The organism is Moorella naiadis (nom. illeg.) (assembly GCF_051020825.1).
In the GTDB taxonomy this organism is placed as follows: domain Bacteria; phylum Bacillota; class DSM-521; order Neomoorellales; family Neomoorellaceae; genus Neomoorella; species Neomoorella naiadis.
Genome location: NZ_JAXGFQ010000007.1, coordinates 88,283 through 106,591, shown reverse-complemented (window position 1 = coordinate 106,591; position 18,309 = coordinate 88,283). Strand labels below are relative to the sequence as shown.

Sequence of the window (18,309 nt, the reverse complement as noted above, 5' to 3'; positions counted from 1 at the left end):
CCGGCTGTTCTGGAATCAAAAACCCCGGGTTAGGTAGAACCCGGGGTAGCTTTTACATTACTAGGTTTTAATCGTTTAATTCCTTGCGCTCACCAGTAACCAAATAGATGGCATCTTCAGCGATGTTGGTAGCATGATCGGCGATTCGCTCCAGGTAACGGCTGACAAAAAGGAGATGGGTGGCCTGGTTGATTGTTTTAGGGTCCTCCATCATCAAGATCAGCAGCTCCCTGAAGACCTGGTTATGCAGGGAGTCGATCTGATCGTCGGCCCGGGCCACACTGTAAGCCAGCTCCGTATCTTCACGGACGTAGGCGTCCAGGGATTGTTTAACCATTACCTGGGCCAACTCAGCCATCCGGGGAATATCAATCAACGGCTTGATGAGGGGCTGCCCGGTGACCAGAATCCGCTTGGCTGTCCGGGCAATATCCACCGAGTAGTCGGCCATCCGCTCCAGGTCAGTAATGATCTTGAACCCGGCGGCGATTTTACGTAAATCCTTGGCCATAGGCTGCTGGGTGGCGATCAGCTTTAAACACTGGTTTTCAATCAGCAGTTCCAGGTCGTCGACGACTACATCTCCCTCAATTACCTCGCTCGCCATTTTATCGTCCTGTTTCGCCAGGCATTCTACTGATTTGGCAATTGTCTGTTCGACGATACTACCCATGCGCAAAATATTTTGTTGGAGATCATCCAGGGAATTCTGGAAACCCTGCCTGGTAGTTGCGGCCATGGCTAGCCCTCCTGCCGGTTTGTTTCCCTCCATTATACTAACCTCACCCCCCTTTTACTACCTGTTAGAGCTAAAAAGTTATCCTGCCGGTGTTTAAAAGTCTTTTAACCGAAGCGACCGGTAATGTAATCCTCCGTCCGCTGGTCCCGGGGTTTAGTAAAGATGATCTCCGTTTCATCGTATTCTACCATTTCCCCATTGAGGAAGAAAGCCGTGTAATCGGAAACCCGGGCCGCCTGCTGCATATTATGGGTGACGATAACTATTGTGTATTTCTCTTTTAGGGTCTGGATCAATTCCTCAATTTTTAAGGTAGAAATGGGATCCAGGGCCGAGGAGGGTTCGTCCATCAGGACCACCTCCGGCTCCACCGCCAGCAGCCTGGCGATGCAAAGGCGTTGCTGCTGGCCCCCGGATAACCCCAGGGCCGACTGGCGCAGGCGGCCGGCGACCTCATCCCACAGGGCGGCAGCCTTGAGGCTGCGCTCGACGATGGCATCCAGTTCCCGGGACTTGGTAATACCGTGAATCCGGGGACCATAGGCAATATTGTCATAGATGGACATGGGAAAAGGATTGGGCCGCTGGAAGACCATGCCCACTCGCTTGCGTAAATCCACAACATCCACTTCCGGGGCATAGATATTCTGGCCGTCCAGGAGAATCTCCCCGGAGATCCGGACGCCCTCAATGAGGTCGTTCAGGCGGTTTAAAGTACGTAAAAAAGTAGATTTGCCACAGCCCGAAGGGCCGATCAGTGCCGTAACGGCATTGGCCTCGACCTCCAGGTTGACGTCCTTCAAAGCCCGGTTGGAGCCGTAATAAAAGTTCAGGTTATTGATAGTTATTCTCGCTTGCGCCATTCTCCGGTATGCCTCCTGCGCCTAGCTGGCCGTCATGCGCCGGTAGAGGACGTATCCCAGCCAGCGGGCCAATAGATTGAATACCAGGACTACAATTATCAACAGGGCCGCGGATCCGTCAGCCACCCGCCGGACATCGGGGATTAAACCCTCCGAATTGATCTTCCAGATATGGACCGCTAGGGTGGCAGCCGGCCGGAGGGGGTTTAAGGGCGAATTGGGATGCAGGGGATTCCAGTCGGTGAAGTCCAGGACCGGGCTACTCATACCGGCGGTGTAGAGCAGGGCTGCTGCTTCCCCGAATACCCGGCCGGCAGTGATAATCCCGCCCGTCACCAGGCCGGGAAAGGCCGCCGGCAGGACAACTTTCCAAATGGTTTCCCAGCGCGAAGCCCCCAGGGCCAGGCTGGCCTCTTTGAGATCCCTGGGTACAGTATGCAGGGCCTCCAGGCTGATCCGGACCATCACCGGGAGATTCAAAACCGTCAAGGCCAGGGCGCCGGCCATCAGGGAATAACCCCAGCCGGTACTAACGACAAAGACCAGCAGGCCAAAAAGGCCGACAACAATAGAGGGTAGGGACGCCAGGGTCTCGATGGATAGATTCAAGGCCCCGAGTAGGAAATTGGTTGCCCCCTTACTCTGGGGCAGGGCCAGGGTGGGATTAACGTCACCCCGGCCGGCGTATTCCGCCAGGTAAATTCCGGCCCCTACTCCCAGGGGAATGGTGAAAATCATGGACAGAAACAGGAGGTAAAAGGAATTAAAGAGCTGGGGGCCGACACCGCCGCCGGCCTTGAGGTTCTCCGGTGGCCGGGTAATAAAGGCCCAGTTCAGCCAACGACCTCCCTTAAAAAGCAGGTAACCCACCAGGGCAATCAATAAAAGCAGGATGACACCTGCTCCCAGCCAGAAAAAAGCCGTGGCCAGGCGATCCACCGTTCGTGCTTTCACCGGTAAACCCTCCTCCGGCCCACCAGGCGAATAAGGATAATAAAGCCAAAGGTTATTAGCAGCAGCAGGAGGCTCATGGACCAGAGGGCGTTGTTCCAGGGGGTGCCGGGAATAGTATAACCCATATCAATGGTTATAGCACTGGTCAGGGTAGTCATCGGGGACAGAAGGGATGCAGGCAGGCTGCGGGTGTTACCAATAACCATTTGTACCGCCAGGGCCTCCCCAAAGGCCCGGGCCAGGCCCAGGACAACGGCCGTCAGGATGCCTGGACCGGCAGCCGGCAGTAGGACGCGGGAAATAGTTTGCCAGCGGGTGCTCCCTAACGCATAAGCAGCCTCCTTGAGATCCCGGGAAAGGGACCGCAGGCTGTCGGCGGTAAGGCTCACGACGGTGGGAATAATCATCACCGCCAGCACCAGGCAGCCTGCCAGGAGGCTGAAACCAAGGGTATGGAGTTGGTTGCGTAGGAAGGGCACCAGCAGGCTGAGGCCGAGCCAGCCATAGACTACCGAAGGAATGCCGGCCAGGATTTCAATAGCCGGTTGGAGGATCTTGCGTCCCCAGCCTGGGGCAATCTCCACCATAAAAACGGCGGCCACGACGCTTAAAGGACCACCGATTAAAACCGCCAGGAGGGAGACAGCAATAGAACCTACCGTGAAGGCCAGGGTACCCACCAGGGGCCCGCCTTCACTTAAGGGACGATCCGGTTGCCACCTGGTACTAAAAAGGAACTGCCCCAGGTTTATATGGTTAGTTAGAAAAGTGGCCAGGCCCTGCATGGCGATATAAACAACAATGGCCAGAGTAATGATAATTAACAGGGCCGCGCAGGCAAAAGTTAGATAATGGCCCAAGTATTCCCGGTAGAGTTGCTTCCGCCTGGTCGCCGTCATGGTACCAGCACCGCGCTGCACCGGTAGTCCCACTCCCTATCCGCGGACAAAATTCGACTAACAATACCTTTATAAATTATAAGCCGCCCTTGTTAAGTCCTGATTAGAAGTTTGTTAAGCTTAAGTTAATTACCAGGGCCAGGAATGAATTAAAAAAGCGACAAAGGCGCCCATAGTTGCACCGCCAAGGACGTCCGTCGGGTAATGCATACCAACATACATCCGGCTGATACCCGTTATACCGGCGACGGTCACCAGGGGCCAGGTGAGGTAGGGGAAATTGAGGGCGAAGACAATGGCCAGGGAAAAGCTGGCCGCCGTATGCCCCGAAGGGAAAGAGTAATCCTGCCAGGGCCGGTCCAGGTAACGGGTCCCCGGTAGGGCCAGGTAAGGGCGGCAGCGGCCCACCCAGGCCTTAAAGAATCGAACCATCAGGTGACTCCCCGAAAGGGCGAATAAGGCCTGCCAACCCGCTGTCCGTGCCTGTTCCCGACCCAGCATCGCCGTTACCAGGGCCAGGAACAGGGCGAAGGCCGCACTCCCCAGCAGGGTGAACAGGGGCATTACCCGGTCGAGGAAAGCACACTGCAACCGCCGGTTAATGTAATAAAAAAGATAATAATCCCCGTTTCGTACCCAGCGCCTGATCGCCAAACCCCGGCCTCTCCCTCCCGTTAAATTTCACTCCCATTGTACCTTATTTGTAATCCCGGCGACAATACGGCCCCGGTAAAATTTCTGTTAAGATCGCCGCACGATGGCGTCAGTCATCCGGGCGACCCGCACCATGGCCTGGACGTCGTGCACGCGGACGATATCCGCCCCACCGGCAATCCCCAGGGCAACCGTGGCGGCCGTTCCCTCCAGGCGCTGGTCGATGGGTAGGTCCAGGGTCTTGCCAATCATGGATTTGCGGGAGGTCCCCAGCAATAGCGGCTTGCCCAGGACCTTAAATTCGCCCAGGCGGGCCATTACCTCCAGGTTCTGGTCCAAATCCTTACCAAAACCGATGCCCGGGTCAATAATAATCTTTTCCGCCGGGACACCATTGTCCTCAGCCAGCTTGATACTGGTTCGTAAGAAGTTGAGGATGTCGAACATTAAATCCCGGTATTGGGTCCCGTCCTGGTTGTGCATGAGGATTACCGGTGCCTGGTACTGCCCGCAAATCCGGGCCATTTCCGGGTCAGCCTGGAAACCCCAAATATCATTAATCATATCAACCCCCAGGTCTAGAGCGCGGCGGGCAGTAATAGCCTTGTAGGTATCAACCGAAATGGGGACTTTGATCTCCTTGATCAAGCGCCGCAGTACCGGTTCCAGGCGGCGCCATTCCTCGACCGCGTCTACCGGCTCATGGCCGGGACGGGTAGACTCGCCGCCGACGTCGATGATGTCGGCCCCTTCGGCGATCAATTGATGGGCATGTTCTACAGCTACACCTGGATCATAGAATCGGCCGCCGTCGGAAAAGGAATCCGGGGTGACGTTGACGATGCCCATGACCAGGGTGCGCTGCCCCAGGCTCAGGGGTCCCCGCGGGCAGGCTATCTGCCGGCAGCCCTCCTCCTCCCAGCTGGCCAGGGCCTTCCTGATACCCTCCGCCAGCAAGTCCAGACCGAAACCCTGCCGGGGCAGCTTGGCCAGCAGGAGTTCCAGCTGCCGCCGGGTGGCAAAAATCAGGATATCCGTCTTATCCACTGACCAGCCCGCTACCCCGGCGGCCATGGCGGCCTCACCGCCCCGGGCCAGGAGTTCTTGTTTGAGAATATTGGCGGCCCGGGCCGGCACATCCTTAAGCTTCAGGCAATAGTGGCGGGCTTTGGGCAGCATGAGTTCAATCCCGGCGCTATCGGCCCCCACTTCGCCCATGAACCGGGCGGCTGTCGCCGTATCGGTAATGTTAATTATTGCGATCTGGTCCTGCCAGGACATATTGGTTTCCTCCCTCGCAAATATTCTAGGCTCCATTATATCACTGCCGGCGACACAGCAAAAACCCCACCCGCCAGGGAGTGGGGTTTTAGGATTTATTACCTGCCTGATATTGTTAGAACAGCCCGGTGATGACGCCGTCAGCGTCGATGTCGATGTTGCAGGCAGCCGGCCGCTTGGGCAGGCCGGGCATGGTCATGATCGCCCCGGTGATGGGGACGATAAAACCGGCCCCGGCTGAGAGGCGGACCTCCCGAACGGTAATAGTAAAGTTGCGCGGCCGGCCCAGTTTGGTTAGATCATCGGACAAGGAATACTGGGTCTTGGCCATGACTACCGGCAGGTTGCCGTAACCTAGGGCTTCATAACGCTCAATAGCTTTATCGGCTTCGGCCGTATAGTTGACCCCATCGGCCCCGTAGATCTCGGTGGCGATCCGGGCAATCTTGTCTTTAATACTCAAATCAAGGTTATAGAGGACGTGGAAGTTTGAGGGTCTAGTCTCCAGGGTCTGCAAAACCTTACGGGCCAGTTCCAGGCCTCCCGCGCCGCCTTTAGCCCAGACCTCTGAGAGGGCGACCTCGGCACCAGCTTTGGCGCAGAGCTCGTAGAGAAGCTTCAGTTCAGCCTCGGTATCGGTGGGGAAGGCGTTAATGGCTACTACTGCCGGCACGCCATACTTGCTGATGTTTTCGATATGTTTTTCCAGATTGGCAAAACCCTCCCGCAGGGCCGCCAGGTTTTCCGCAGCCAGTTCGCTTTTGGGCACGCCGCCGTGCATCTTGAGGGCGCGGACGGTGGCTACAATGACGGTCACGTCGGGCTTTAAGCCGGCGTAACGGCATTTAATATCATAGAACTTCTCCGCTCCCAGATCGGCACCGAAGCCGGCCTCAGTGACCACATAATCCGCCAGTTTTAAGGCCGTCTTAGTGGCGGTAATGCTGTTGCAGCCATGAGCGATATTGGCGAAGGGACCGCCGTGGATAAAGGCCGGCGTATTCTCCAGGGTCTGAACCAGGTTGGGCTTAATGGCGTCCTTCATGAGCAGGGCCATGGAACCCTGGGCCTCCAGGTCCCCGGCTGTAACCGGTTTGCCGTCGTAGGTATAGCCGACAACAATGCGGCTAAAGCGTTCTTTGAGATCCATTAGATCACTGGCCAGACACAGGCAGGCCATAACCTCAGAGGCCACGGAGATGTCAAAACCGCTCTCCCGGGGCACACCGTTGGCTTTGCCCCCCAGGCCGAGCACGATGTTCCGCAGGGCCCGGTCATTGAGGTCAATGACCCGCCGCCAGGTGACAGTACGGGGATCGATATTCAGGGTATTGCCCTGCTGCAAGTGGTTATCGAGCATAGCTGCCAGGAGGTTATGGGCATAGGTAACGGCGTGGATGTCGCCGGTAAAATGTAGGTTGATATCCTCCATGGGGACCACCTGGGCATAGCCGCCCCCGGCAGCACCACCCTTAATACCAAAGCTGGGTCCCAGGGAGGGTTCCCGCAGGCAAACCATCACTTTTTTACCCAGGCGAGCCAGGGCATCGGTAAGACCGACGCTGGTGGTTGTCTTCCCCTCCCCTGCCGGGGTGGGGGTAATGGCGGTCACCAGGATCAGTTTCCCGTCAGGCCTGTCTTTGAGGCGGCGGTAAACATCCAGGGAGATCTTGGCTTTATACTTACCATAAAGCTCGACCTCGTCTTCCTCCAACCCCAGGACCTGGGCTAGTTCCATAACGGGCTTCATCTTAGCTGCCTGGGCGATTTCGATATCAGTGGGTACCTTGGCCAATGTGAACACTCCTCTCTTGGGGAAAATGGACATCCAGCATTTCGTTTCTTATTGTGAAGTTCTACACAATGTCCATTTTTCCTGCTGCTGTTGTTGTAGATTGAAAAGTAAATTTTATGTTTCTTTATGGCCCATCGGGCGTACCAGCGACTATGCACTATTATATACTATTAATCGCAAAAGACAAACAACATTTTTTGCCTTATAGCAATCCAGGGAAAGCAAATAATTAAACCTGCCGCAACTACCGGGCCCCCTCTATGGCTTACAGGATACAGGGTTGGCCTCTGTAGCCGGCTCGCTCATAATTACCGGGGAGTGCGCCAGCAGGAGGGCGTGTTGCGCCACCGCCAGGATGGCTGCCACCGGAGCAGGGCCCAGGTCAGCTCCCTTGACCAGCACGTTCAGGGGCCGGGCGGCGGCCTGGACAGTCTCCAGGACCCGGATCAAGGGGAACTCCTGCCAGTCGTTGAGCCGGACTATCACGGCCGATCCTTTCTCGGTTTCCTGGCCGCAAGCGCTAACGGCCTGGCCACCCCTCTGTTTTACGATCCTGGCCAGGTGGTGGGCCACCCGCACATCATCGCTGCTGAGGTAAAGGGTATACTCCAGAATGCCGGCCATAGGCCCCCCCTCCCCGAAAAATAGGCTTCTGACAAACTGGTTACAACTTACAGCAACCGTTACATGGCTGGCGATACAGTCTTCAGGCTCCGTGGTTCTCGGCGAGCAAACTTAGCGCTCAGCCTTCCTCGGCGCCGGGGGTGGCTGGGCTTTATCCCTTTGAGCAATCATGCCGGGGCGTGTTACTTCTCGTTTCTTAAGCCACGTTACGATCCCCATCCCGTTCACCGTCACCTCGCTACGGCACAGCTCGAGTTTGCCGGCGCCTCGAACCAAGTCGCCTTCCGCCTGTACCCGCCAGCCCCGCGACCTGAGTTTACGAACCTTTTCACTTTAACAGAAAGCCCGCCTGGGAGAGTTTCTCTTCAATGCGATCCAGGATGTCCTCTCTGGCTGCTTCAACTGTGTGCAGGTGGACCCCTTTACCAGTGAGGGTATAGAGGGGGCGGGCGCCGCTGCCCGCCAGGTTGGCGACAAACCTTTGAACATCATAGCGGGAGGAGAGCATTAAGTAGCCGCGGATTTCACCGTAAAGGGGATGTTCCACGATGACGTCAATGACCTTGCCGCCGTAATCCACTATCAAAAGAAGCTCTTGCTCCAAACCGGCCAGGTCATGGCGGCAGGGGAAGGTCCGCCGGCAGGTTTCCTCCTGGCCGGGAAGGAGGTAGCCCTGGGGCGTAGCCAGGATATTAACCCCGGTAGCCCGCAGAACGGCAATGTCCTGCACGATCACCTGGCGGCTGACCCCCAGGGCGGCGGCCAGATCCGTCCCTTTGTGGGGAAGGTTGTTATCTAAAAGCTCGAGGATTCTTTGCCGCCGTTCCCGGGTTTTCATGGCAACCTGCATCGCCTCCGGCTAGTAAAAATATCTGCCCGCTATAAGAAAAGGGCCGGTTTCCCGGCCAGAACCCTACCCCAGCTCTGCCGGGGTAAAGTAAAGGGCAATTTCCCGCTGGGCACTAGCCGGAGAATCGGCGCCATGGATGACATTGTAACTCATTTCCAGGGCAAAATCACCCCTGATGGTACCCGGTAGGGCCTCCTGGGGATTGGTGGCCCCCATCATCTGCCGTAGGCCGGCTATTACCCCGGGTCCTTCAAGGACCATGGCTACTACCGGACCGGAGGTGATGTGGTTAATAAGATCCTGGTAAAAGGGTTTACCCTGGTGCTCGGCATAATGCCTGGCTGCCAGTTCCGGGGTCAGCCGCAGCATCTTTAAAGCTACAATCCGGTAACCCTTACGTTCCAGGCGGGCCAAGATGGTCCCCACTAGACCCCGCTGGACCCCTTCTGGTTTAATCAGGCTAAAGGTACGCTCTAGAGCCAACTACCATACTCCTTTCAAACCCTGTAAATAGGTTAACTTAATGAGGGGATTCCCGAGACTCCCCTTCCCCGTGTCCTGGCCGCCGGTGGCAGCCGGTTCGGTGGCTTCCGGGGTATTACCGGCCGGGACGTTGTGTTCCCGGTCATAGGCCTCAATAATAGACGTAAACTCTTCCGCCTCCAGGGTTTCTTTCTCCATCAGAGCCCTGGCCACCAGGTGCAGTTCCGCCAGGTGCTTCTGCAACAAGTCCTTGGCCCGGTTGTAACAGTCATCGATAATGCGCCGGGCCTCTTTATCAATGGAAAAGGCAACCGCCTCGCTATAATTGCGATCCCGGGCGATATCCCGGCCCAGGAAAATTGTTTCCTGCTTGCGGCCAAAGGTCAGGGGACCCAGTTCCTCTGACATGCCAAACTCGGTGATCATCTTGCGGACCAGTTCGGTGGCCCGTTCCAGATCGTTCTGGGCGCCGGTGCTAATCTCTTTTAAAACCAGGGCCTCGGCCACCCGGCCGCCCAGAAGCATAATCACCTGGTCGATAATCTGGGACTTGGTCATATAACGGCGATCCTCCTTGGGCAGCAGCAGGGTATACCCACCAGCCCGGCCCCGGGGGATAATGGATACCTTGTGCAAGGGGTCGGTATGGGGCAGGTAATGACCCAGGAGGGCGTGGCCGGCCTCATGGAAGGCCACCAAACGCTTCTCGTAATCGCTAATGACCCGGGACTTCTTTTCCGGCCCGGCGATCACCCGTTCGATAGAATCCTCCATTTCTCCCATACTGATCTTATGCTTACCTCGCCGGGCGGCCAGTAGGGCCGCCTCGTTGACCAAATTAGCTAAATCGGCACCAGTAAAACCCGGGGTGCGGCGGGCAAGGACATCGAGATCAACAGTGTTATCTAGGGGCTTACCTCGGACGTGCACCTTGAGGATATCCTTGCGGCCGTTCACATCGGGTATATCCACTACTATCTGGCGATCAAAACGGCCTGGGCGCAGTAGGGCCGGATCCAGGATGTCGGGCCGGTTAGTGGCGGCAATGATAATAATACCTTCATTGGCATTAAAACCATCCATCTCCACCAGCAGCTGGTTTAAGGTCTGTTCCCGCTCGTCGTGACCGCCGCCCAGGCCGGCGCCCCGCTGGCGACCGACGGCGTCGATCTCATCAATAAAAACAATACAAGGGGAGTTTTTCTTGGCCTGTTCAAAGAGATCCCGCACCCGGGAGGCGCCAACGCCGACAAACATCTCCACAAAGTCCGACCCACTGATGCTGAAAAAGGGCACCCCCGCTTCCCCGGCCACAGCCCGGGCCAGCAGGGTCTTCCCCGTACCGGGCGGACCAAAGAGCAGGACGCCTTTGGGGATCCTGGCCCCCAGCTCATTAAACTTGCGCGGGTTTTTCAGAAATTCGACTACTTCCTCCAGTTCTTCTTTGACCTCATCGGCCCCGGCCACGTCAGCGAAGGTGACCTTGCGCTTTTCGTCGGTATGCAAGCGGGCCCGGCTCTTGCCAAATTGCATGACCCGGGAACCCCCCCCCTGGGTCTGCTGCATCATAAAGAAAACCAGGCCCACCAGCAAGAGGATAGGCAAGAGACTGCCCAGCAGGCTGGTCCACCAGGGCGGTTGCGGCGATGGTTGGGTTTTGGTGATAACACCTTTACTGATTAACTTATCCGTCAGCGGGGTTGAAGATGGGGCATTGACCGTAAACTTGGCGTTATTCTTTAAGACCCCGTCAACTTTAATAATATTATCCTGAGGCGTCAACGTAACTTCCCGAACCTGGTCCTGATCTATTGCCTGGTAGAAACGGGTGAGATCCCATTCCTCGACTGGCTTTTCCGGCGGTGTTGATAACCGGATTACGGAAACCGCCAGTAAGACTATCAGCAGATAGATCGCCAGGTTCTTAAAAATTCGGTTCAAAGGGTTACCCTCCTCTTGCCCCGCCCCTTCATCTTATAGGTATATATTGTAACACAGGGAAAATATGATTGCAATTCACCAGTCAGGCATCTTGCGGCCACGGTTCCAACTGCAAGTGCAGGGTTTCCCTGGTGGCCGGGGTTACTTTGAAGTCGTCGGCCAGGCCCAGGCCCGCGACCCAGGCGATGCGGCCGCCGCTGGTAACTAGGGGTACCCGGGGGCGCCGGGCAGCAGGCAGGTGGCGATCAATAAAATAATCATGCAGCTTCTTTTTTCCCTTTAAACCCAGGGGATGGAAAAAATCTCCCTGGCGCCAATTACGCACCAGCAGGGGTTCCTTTAGTTGTTCCCGGTCCAGCCAGGCTTCATCCTGCCGGCCCGGCGCAAAGGTCCGGGGGGGAGGGGCAAACTCGGCCCGGATGGCTTGCCCCAACTCTGGCAGGGGCGTTAAACCCGGCACTGCCAGGGGGTAGGCAAAAGCAAGGCGCTCCGGTTCCCCCCGGGGTAGTTCCAGGTGCAGCTCCGGGCCCTTGGCCAGCAGCCGCCATCGCCCCGGCCAGGTAAGGGCGCCGCCATGCCGGGCTATTTCCCGCGCCTGTTCCACCTGGTGAAAGCTAACCTGGCGGCCCAGGGCGGCAGCAGCTAGTTTTAAAACCCGGCGCTGGAGGGCCGGGTCCAGGTCAAGCCATCCCTGGCGGTACAGGATCAATCCATCCTCATCCCGGCTCTTAATAAGGTCGGTCAGGGCCCTATCTGCCAGGTCCGCCAGAACCCTTTCGTCTTCTTGTAAAATCATGGCCGTCCGGCCCAGGGTGGCAACTATAGCTGGATTATACTCCCGGGCCAGAAGGGGCAGCAGCTGGTGGCGGATCTTGTTGCGGCGGTAGGTCACGTCGTCGTTAGTAAAATCCCGGCGGGGCTGGAGACCCTGCTCCCGGCAGTAAGCCTCAATGGTGGCCCGATCGATAAATAATAACGGCCGGATTAGATCGCCCCGGCGGGGCAACATCCCTTTTAAACCCTTCAAACCACTGCCCCGCAGGAGATTCAGCAGGACAGTCTCAGCCTGGTCTTCAGCCTGGTGACCGACGGCTATCCTCGTGGCCCCGGCAGCAGCCGCCGCTTCCCGCAGGAAACGATAGCGTACCTCCCTGGCAGCAGCCTCCAGGGAGAGGCGGTGTTCTTTTTGGTAAGCTAAAACGTCGCGTTGGGCGATTATTACCGGCAATCCCCAGCAGTTGGCCAGGTCGCGCACGTACGCGGCATCGTCCGCCGCCTCCAGCCGTAAACCGTGGTTCAAGTGGGCCACCTGCAGGGTATAATCAAACTCCCCCTGTAAAATCATTAAACTATGCAACAAAGCCAGGGAATCCGGTCCCCCGGAAACCCCGACGATTACTTTGTCACCAGGTACCAGTAAGCGGTATTCCTGGATTGTTCGCCGGACTTGGTCCAGCACAGAGCATGCCTCCGCTAATAACTTGCTTCCTTATTTCGTCGTCAACTGCCTTTTTCCTGCTTTCCCTGGTGAGTTTTTCCGGAAATAATATCCTTTATACGCTTAGACACAACGACCTGGATCAGCTATGCCCCAGCGGCCTTCTCCACCCGGGCCACCACCACCGTCATATCATCAGGAGGGTCACCGTCCACCAGGGCCCGGGCCTGCCTTAACAGGCGGTCGGCAATCTCCTGGGGCCGGGCCTCCCCGGCCCGCTGTAGGGCCTTGCTGACCCACTTCTCCTTTTCGTTTAAATCCCGGTGGGCCTCCAGGACACCATCGCTGACCATGACCAGCAAATCACCCTCCTGCAGCTCTTCCCGTAAGGGTTCTACCTCCAGATCCTCAAGGATGCCCACCGGCAGGGAGTGGCTACGCAGGAGTTTAACCCCGTCCTGGCGCTGGATAAAACTGGGGCAGGCCCCCAGCTTGTAAAACTCCGCCTGGCCATTCTGGCAATTGACCAGGGCCAGGTCGAGGGTGGTAAAGTTCTCCCTGGACGTCCGTAGCAGGAGGATCATATTGACCGTTCGCAGGGCGAGTTCGGGACTAAACCCGGCGGCCAGCAAGTCCTGGAGCAATTCCAGGGCCGTACCACTGGCATCGGCTGCTTCCCGGCCGGCCCCCATACCATCACCCAGCATCAAAAGCTGGTGGGAGGGTTCCAGGGTGGCTGCTACAAAGGCATCTCCCGACACGTCCGCCCGGTGGCGTGGGATCGCAGCCATGCCGACGCTGACCTTTAAGGCCAGCGGCCCGGTATTATCCCCGGTGCTATCGGGATGCCCGGCTCCATTACCTATCATGGCGGCCAGGTTATCAAAGATACTGGCCAGCCACGTGGTTAGGCCGTCCTCTACCCCCTGGTTCTGGCCCTGGCCGGAGCGAGTGGTCAGGGCGGCCAGGAGTTCGCGGCCACGGCTGCAGCGCGATGCCAACCATTCCGGGAGGTCGGCAGCCGTAAGGGGAGCTCTACTTCCCCGCTGTAATAAATCCTGCAACGTATTAAGCATCTGTTCCCCTTCCAGCTCCCAGCAGACCTTCCCTGCCGGACAACCCCGGCAGGCAGCCCGGGCCACCTGGCGTACGACATTTAAAGGGCTCTCATCAAAACCATGAAACCTGAGGTTCCGGGCCAGGCTCTTCAGGGCCTGCTGCAGGTTTTCCTGGCGGCGGGTACCGGCCGGTGCCGCCTGGACAGGGGCCGTCGTCGTCAGGAATTCCCGGAAGTAATTAACCAGGAAGAGCGGGGTAAGAACCAGGGCCAGGATAGCCAGGCCGCTTTCCCGGAGGGCCGCCAGGACCCCTGCGCTCCCTAGGAAATAATTGGCCAGCACCAGGTGGGCCAGCAAAAAGCCGCTGATTACCCCGGGCTTACCCAGGGTGCGCAAGGAGCCGGCCACCAGGCCGGTGAAGGCCATGAGCCCGGCCAGGGAAGGGGTAATCAAGGCCGCCATGCTGGGCAAAAAGCCCACCGCAGCCCCGGCAGCGGCACCTACACCGGGCCCCCCGGCCAGGGCCGCCAGGAGCAGAATATAGCGACTGATAATGCCCTGAATAGCGAGGCCGGCTACCTGCCAGCCCTGTAGGCCCAGGAGGAGGCCTAGGAGAAAAAGGCCGCCCCCAAGCAAGCGCTCCTCCGGCCGCCTGGCAGCAGCCGTCTCCAGGAACCCCAGGGTCAGGCCCCAGGCCAGGAGAGCTTCAAATATTACCTGGACCCAGCCATAGAAGGAGGGTTGCCAGATGGTCAGGCTTAAACCCCGGACCAGGATAATAGCTACCGGAGCCAGGGTAGCCCTGGTCAGGGGACCACGCTGGCGCAGGGAGGGATAAAAGGTGCCCGCCAGGCCTAAAAAGAGGAAAATCAACAGCCGACTGGGTACCTGAGGCGGACCGGCCAGCCAGACACTGACCCCGGCTACCAGAACGGCCGGCCAGAGGAGACGTTTCCGGGAGCCGGCCGCAATAATTATCGCCGGTCCAAAGGGGAAGAGTTCCTCTAGGAGAGCGGCCCGTACCAGGAAAAATGTCGCCATCAGCAATAAAATATCGAGAAGCAACTCATTACCCGCTAGGGTCCTGGACTGCTGCCGCCAGGGATGGACACTGGTATGCCCGGACATGTAAAACCACCGCCTTTGCCATTACCTGGTAATTATTATAGGCCCTTTTTCCTTCAAATTTTGTCAGGTTTAGGTAAAGGCAAGGGACAATTTCTCGACAAAAAAATCACCCCGCTATCGGGGTGGTTTGCTGGTGACCCGTGGGGGAATCGAACCCCCGTTACGAGCGTGAAAGGCTCGTGTCTTAACCTCTTGACCAACGGGCCAAATTGGATCTGGTAGCGGTGGTAGGATTCGAACCTACGACACTGCGGGTATGAACCGCATGCTCTGACCAACTGAGCTACACCGCCACGCACATGATATTATGCCTGAAGAGCCCCGGTTTGTCAAGGGAAAAATCAACCTCATCATAGGGACGGCCGGTTCGCCCTACCCCCGGGGCGAGGCGTTCCCGGGCCCCGGGCAAGGCCTAATTTAACATCAGCCGGGCGCCGGTGGCCAGGAGGACCAGGCCGGCGGCCTTCCACCAGGTAAAGGGTATCTTGTCCAGGCCAAAGAGCCCGAAGTGATCGATTACCAGGGCCGAGGTTACTTGGCCGACGATAATGGCCGTGGTGGCCAGGGCGACACCCACCCTGGGGATGCTGGCTACCACCCCGTAGGTAATAATCACCCCGATCAGGCCCCCCAGCCAGAGGTACCAGGGACAGTGCCAGATCCGGCCGGGGTGACTACCGCCCAGAGGAAAGAAGAGGAGGACCGCCACTACCAGGGTAGCAGTAAAATGGACAATCAACGTGGCCTGGAGGAGGCCGGTGATTTTGGCCAGAGCCGAATTTAAGGAGCCCTGGAAGGCCATGGCGATACCGGCAACCAGGGCGATTAAAAGAGCCAGCCACATAGCTACATCCCCGCCAGTAGACTTCTTACCTTGCACTTATAATGTGCCCTCTGGACAAGGGTATCTAAACGCCTGGTAAAATTTTACTCGAAGTTCCCAAGGGTTCAAATTGCTAATTATCTTGACATAACTTCCCATTGCCCTTACGTAAAAAATTTTCCTGTCCTGGTGCATACTATTCTGGAGGGATTTTACCGGGAGGGAAAGATTATGTCATCAAAGCATTGCCTTCTTTTTTTTCTAGCCTTTTTTTTACTCCTGGGAACGCCAGCCCTGGCCCATAAGTCCTGCCCCTGCACAGACAATGGTTCCCGGGTCCTCGAGCTTACCGATCCCCCCCTCACAGGACTGGACGTCAGTGATCTCCAGCTGCGCCTGGCCCAACTCGGGTTTTACTTCGGTCCCTGGAACGGTATTTTTAACGCAGCCACCCACCGGGCTGTAGTCAATTTTCAACGGGACCATCACCTGCCCCCCTTGGGCCGGGTCGATGGGGCCACCTGGCAGGAACTCGCCCGGGGGGTAAGGGTTGCCTTCTCTGATTCCGGGCCTCCACCCCCGGGGAAACAGCTGAAGATCATCGTTGATACTGAACGCCTGGTATTATCCCTTTTGGTAGACGGTCAGGTATTCCGCCAATATCCAATCGCCATCGGCAAGTATGACAGCCCCTCACCCGTAGGGGAATGGAAGATCGTCGATAAAGCCTATGAATCCGGCGGGGCCTTTGGCACCCGCTGGATGGGCCTCAACGTCCCCTGGGGTAACTACGGTATCCACGGCACCAACCGGCCCTGGTCCATCGGCTGGGCAGCCTCGGCCGGTTGTTTCCGCATGTACAATGAAGATGTCGAAACCATCTATCCCTGGATCCCGGTGGGTACCCCGGTAGTAGTTAAAGGGCCCTATACCATGCCCAGGGGTCCCCTGAAACCCGGCCAGGGTTCCCCGGAAGTCCTCACCCTGCAGGCGCGCCTGCGGGAAAAGGGCTTTTACCTCTTCGGGCCTACTGACGGTGACTACGGCTTGATGACTGAGCTGGCCGTTAAGGGATTCCAGTTCTACCACGGTCTGGCGGCCACCGGTATAGCCGATGCCCGGACCTTGCGAGCCCTGGGTTTTGACGTTCCCCTACCGGACCCGGAAGCTTCCGGTCACTGAATGTTGGTGACGACTGTTGATTGGTTACCTAAGGCGTTAAAGTTACTTCTAGGGGAGACTCAGGCGCCCAAACTCCTTGATAGCCCTGACGGCCCTGCCCACGGCCCGTTGGGCATTCTCCTGGAGTTGTACCAGTTCTCCAGGTGTAGCCCCGTCCAGGTGTATGCCGGCGACGACGACCACCGGGGCCTGGCAGGCTGCCGCCAGGGTAGCCGCCGCCGGCCGGGCCACCTCGTCGTCCTTATGGCCCGTCAGGGTCAAGACCGAGGTAGTGGCACTGGTACCTTCTCCTCGCAGGCTCGGCCGCGGTATCCCCAAAGCCACAGCGCCGACGTGGGTTTTTTCACCCCCCAGCAAGTGAACGATAAAGCCCTCTCCGGTTATGAAAATCCGGCAGGATACCCGATAACGCCCCCTGCCGACCAGGCAGTTTATACCTCCCATTAACCGCACCCCTTTCCTTGATAACTCCCCGGGAACTGGTTGGACCATTATACTTGTGTCGAACTCAGCCGGCTTCGGGCGCGGCCTTAACTCGACCCCTCGGGTCGCAAACAGGCAGCCGCACTGATCCGCAAGCATCCTCGTTCTCTTGATACTAACGCGCCAAGGCGCCCTCCGGGAACCTGCCTCGCCCCGTATCGCAAGCACCTACGATCCCCATCCCGTTCACCGTCGCCTCGCCGTGGCACAGCTCGAGTTTGCTGACGCCTCGAAACAAATCGCCTACCGCCTGTACTCGCCAGCCTTCAGCCAGCCTACTCTTTTTGTTGTCCCTGCTACCTTTGCCAGGGACAGAGAAGGTATTCGCAAAGATGCAGCAGAATATATAACACCAGGCCCATCCCGGCCATGGTTAGGATGCCGGCAAACATGGTCCCGTAGTCGGCCCGGAAAAGACCGTCCAGGATGAAGTACCCCAGGCCGCTGTTACCGGCGATGGTCTCGCTCAGGAAAAGAACGGAAATGGCACTGCCCAGGGAGATGCGGCTGGCTGTAATAATGTCCGGCAGGCAGGCCGGCAGGATCACGTGGCGGAACAGGCTGGCTTTGCCGGCGCCCAGGGAAGCGACGGAAAGCAACAGCTGCTCCGGGATCTTACGGGCCGCATCCCGGGTAGTAATTAGAATCTGGTTAAAGATCACCAGGAAAATAATAAGCATCTTGGCCCCGTCGCCAATTCCCAGCAGGACCATGGCCACCGGCAGTAAAGCCACCTTGGGAATAGGGTAGAGGAGGTAAACCATGGGGGCTAGGAAAGAGTCGAGAGCCCGATTGCGGCCGGCCCAGAGACCCAGAGGTACCGCCAGGAGGAGGGCCAGGGTCAGACTGACGACCACCCGGTAAACACTGACGTAAAGGTGCTGGGCGAGGTCCGGCCAGGAACGGGTCAACCCCTCCAGGGCCGGCCCAGGCCCGGGCAACCCCGGATTATTGATTACTCGGGCCAGCAACCACCAGCAACTAAACAAAAAGAAAATGGACCCCAGGTAGGTTACTGTTCGGCGTTTCTCCATCCCGCTTCTCCCCTCCCAAATCCCACATCTATTTTCCGAGGAACCCCCCATGGGGGCGAGCCGCCACCAACGAAAGCATG

Annotated in this window: 17 protein-coding genes and 2 tRNA genes; 1 reads left to right on the top strand and 18 read right to left on the bottom strand. The window is 57.8% G+C overall.

The window, feature by feature from the left end; translation table 11 throughout:
- Positions 1-67: 67 nt before the first annotated feature.
- From phoU to SDD30_RS06515, 16 genes are all read right to left on the bottom strand, one after another.
- On the bottom strand, positions 68-739 hold the full coding sequence (phoU, locus tag SDD30_RS06590; protein WP_434074125.1) for a phosphate signaling complex protein PhoU: 672 nt from the start codon (positions 737-739) through the stop codon (positions 68-70).
- Positions 740-843: 104 nt separating this feature from the next.
- A complete protein-coding gene (gene pstB, locus SDD30_RS06585) occupies positions 844-1,602 on the bottom strand; it encodes a phosphate ABC transporter ATP-binding protein PstB (RefSeq protein WP_434074124.1) in 759 nt (252 codons plus the stop codon).
- Positions 1,603-1,623: 21 nt separating this feature from the next.
- A complete protein-coding gene (gene pstA / locus SDD30_RS06580; protein ID WP_434074123.1) occupies positions 1,624-2,556 on the bottom strand; it encodes a phosphate ABC transporter permease PstA in 933 nt (310 codons plus the stop codon).
- The gene (gene pstC, locus SDD30_RS06575; RefSeq protein WP_434074175.1) at positions 2,553-3,455 is read right to left on the bottom strand and encodes a phosphate ABC transporter permease subunit PstC; all 903 of its coding nucleotides are present in this window, start codon (positions 3,453-3,455) and stop codon (positions 2,553-2,555) included. Before pstC ends, pstA begins: the two co-directional genes overlap by 4 nt.
- A gap of 129 nt (positions 3,456-3,584) precedes the next feature.
- Positions 3,585-4,109, bottom strand: a complete 525-nt coding sequence (locus SDD30_RS06570) for a phosphatase PAP2 family protein (RefSeq protein ID WP_434074122.1) — start codon at positions 4,107-4,109, stop codon at positions 3,585-3,587.
- Between the two features lie 87 nt (positions 4,110-4,196).
- A complete protein-coding gene (gene folP / locus SDD30_RS06565; RefSeq protein ID WP_434074121.1) occupies positions 4,197-5,390 on the bottom strand; it encodes a dihydropteroate synthase in 1,194 nt (397 codons plus the stop codon).
- A gap of 115 nt (positions 5,391-5,505) precedes the next feature.
- Positions 5,506-7,218, bottom strand: a complete 1,713-nt coding sequence (locus SDD30_RS06560) for a formate--tetrahydrofolate ligase (protein ID WP_434074120.1) — start codon at positions 7,216-7,218, stop codon at positions 5,506-5,508.
- Positions 7,219-7,443: 225 nt separating this feature from the next.
- The gene (locus SDD30_RS06555; protein ID WP_434074119.1) at positions 7,444-7,809 is read right to left on the bottom strand and encodes a hypothetical protein; all 366 of its coding nucleotides are present in this window, start codon (positions 7,807-7,809) and stop codon (positions 7,444-7,446) included.
- A gap of 328 nt (positions 7,810-8,137) precedes the next feature.
- On the bottom strand, positions 8,138-8,647 hold the full coding sequence (locus SDD30_RS06550) for a transcription repressor NadR (RefSeq protein WP_434074174.1): 510 nt from the start codon (positions 8,645-8,647) through the stop codon (positions 8,138-8,140).
- Positions 8,648-8,722: 75 nt separating this feature from the next.
- Positions 8,723-9,142: a nucleoside-diphosphate kinase gene (ndk, locus tag SDD30_RS06545; RefSeq protein ID WP_434074118.1), complete on the bottom strand. Its 420-nt coding sequence runs from the start codon at positions 9,140-9,142 to the stop codon at positions 8,723-8,725.
- Positions 9,143-11,083 carry an ATP-dependent zinc metalloprotease FtsH gene (ftsH, locus tag SDD30_RS06540; RefSeq protein WP_434074117.1) on the bottom strand — a complete coding sequence of 647 codons (1,941 nt, stop codon included), beginning with the start codon at positions 11,081-11,083 and terminating at the stop codon, positions 9,143-9,145.
- Between the two features lie 82 nt (positions 11,084-11,165).
- Positions 11,166-12,542: a tRNA lysidine(34) synthetase TilS gene (gene tilS, locus SDD30_RS06535; protein ID WP_434074116.1), complete on the bottom strand. Its 1,377-nt coding sequence runs from the start codon at positions 12,540-12,542 to the stop codon at positions 11,166-11,168.
- 125 nt (positions 12,543-12,667) lie between these two features.
- On the bottom strand, positions 12,668-14,707 hold the full coding sequence (locus SDD30_RS06530) for a SpoIIE family protein phosphatase (protein ID WP_434074115.1): 2,040 nt from the start codon (positions 14,705-14,707) through the stop codon (positions 12,668-12,670).
- Positions 14,708-14,838: 131 nt separating this feature from the next.
- Positions 14,839-14,913: transfer RNA gene (locus tag SDD30_RS06525), tRNA-Glu, on the bottom strand.
- A 10-nt stretch (positions 14,914-14,923) separates the two neighbouring features.
- Positions 14,924-15,000 (bottom strand) — tRNA-Met (locus SDD30_RS06520).
- A gap of 119 nt (positions 15,001-15,119) precedes the next feature.
- Positions 15,120-15,551 (bottom strand): DMT family transporter, encoded by a 432-nt coding sequence (locus SDD30_RS06515; RefSeq protein ID WP_434074173.1) that lies wholly within the window; start codon positions 15,549-15,551, stop codon positions 15,120-15,122.
- Between the two features lie 210 nt (positions 15,552-15,761).
- On the opposite strand from SDD30_RS06515, the gene SDD30_RS06510 reads away from it, so the two are divergent.
- Positions 15,762-16,712 carry a L,D-transpeptidase family protein gene (locus SDD30_RS06510; RefSeq protein ID WP_434074114.1) on the top strand — a complete coding sequence of 317 codons (951 nt, stop codon included), beginning with the start codon at positions 15,762-15,764 and terminating at the stop codon, positions 16,710-16,712.
- Between the two features lie 48 nt (positions 16,713-16,760).
- On the opposite strand, the gene lpdD is transcribed toward SDD30_RS06510, so the two are convergent.
- Both lpdD and SDD30_RS06500 read right to left on the bottom strand, forming a co-directional pair.
- Positions 16,761-17,156 (bottom strand): prenylated flavin chaperone LpdD, encoded by a 396-nt coding sequence (gene lpdD, locus SDD30_RS06505; RefSeq protein WP_434074113.1) that lies wholly within the window; start codon positions 17,154-17,156, stop codon positions 16,761-16,763.
- A gap of 335 nt (positions 17,157-17,491) precedes the next feature.
- On the bottom strand, positions 17,492-18,229 hold the full coding sequence (locus SDD30_RS06500) for an ABC transporter permease (protein WP_434074112.1): 738 nt from the start codon (positions 18,227-18,229) through the stop codon (positions 17,492-17,494).
- Positions 18,230-18,309: the final 80 nt, after the last annotated feature.

Excerpts from the sequence above, each read along its gene's own strand:
- phoU (WP_434074125.1), bottom strand. The coding sequence starts at position 739 with ATGGCCGCAACTACCAGGCAGGGTTTCCAGAATTCCCTGGATGATCTC.
- pstB (WP_434074124.1), bottom strand. The coding sequence starts at position 1,602 with ATGGCGCAAGCGAGAATAACTATCAATAACCTGAACTTTTATTACGGC.
- pstC (WP_434074175.1), bottom strand. The coding sequence starts at position 3,455 with ATGACGGCGACCAGGCGGAAGCAACTCTACCGGGAATACTTGGGCCAT.
- folP (WP_434074121.1), bottom strand. The coding sequence starts at position 5,390 with ATGTCCTGGCAGGACCAGATCGCAATAATTAACATTACCGATACGGCG.
- SDD30_RS06560 (WP_434074120.1), bottom strand. The coding sequence starts at position 7,218 with ATGTCCATTTTCCCCAAGAGAGGAGTGTTCACATTGGCCAAGGTACCC.
- SDD30_RS06555 (WP_434074119.1), bottom strand. The coding sequence starts at position 7,809 with ATGGCCGGCATTCTGGAGTATACCCTTTACCTCAGCAGCGATGATGTG.
- SDD30_RS06550 (WP_434074174.1), bottom strand. The coding sequence starts at position 8,647 with ATGAAAACCCGGGAACGGCGGCAAAGAATCCTCGAGCTTTTAGATAAC.
- SDD30_RS06530 (WP_434074115.1), bottom strand. The coding sequence starts at position 14,707 with ATGTCCGGGCATACCAGTGTCCATCCCTGGCGGCAGCAGTCCAGGACC.
- SDD30_RS06515 (WP_434074173.1), bottom strand. The coding sequence starts at position 15,551 with ATGTGGCTGGCTCTTTTAATCGCCCTGGTTGCCGGTATCGCCATGGCC.
- SDD30_RS06510 (WP_434074114.1), top strand. The coding sequence starts at position 15,762 with ATGTCATCAAAGCATTGCCTTCTTTTTTTTCTAGCCTTTTTTTTACTC.
- lpdD (WP_434074113.1), bottom strand. The coding sequence starts at position 17,156 with ATGGGAGGTATAAACTGCCTGGTCGGCAGGGGGCGTTATCGGGTATCC.
- SDD30_RS06500 (WP_434074112.1), bottom strand. The coding sequence starts at position 18,229 with ATGGAGAAACGCCGAACAGTAACCTACCTGGGGTCCATTTTCTTTTTG.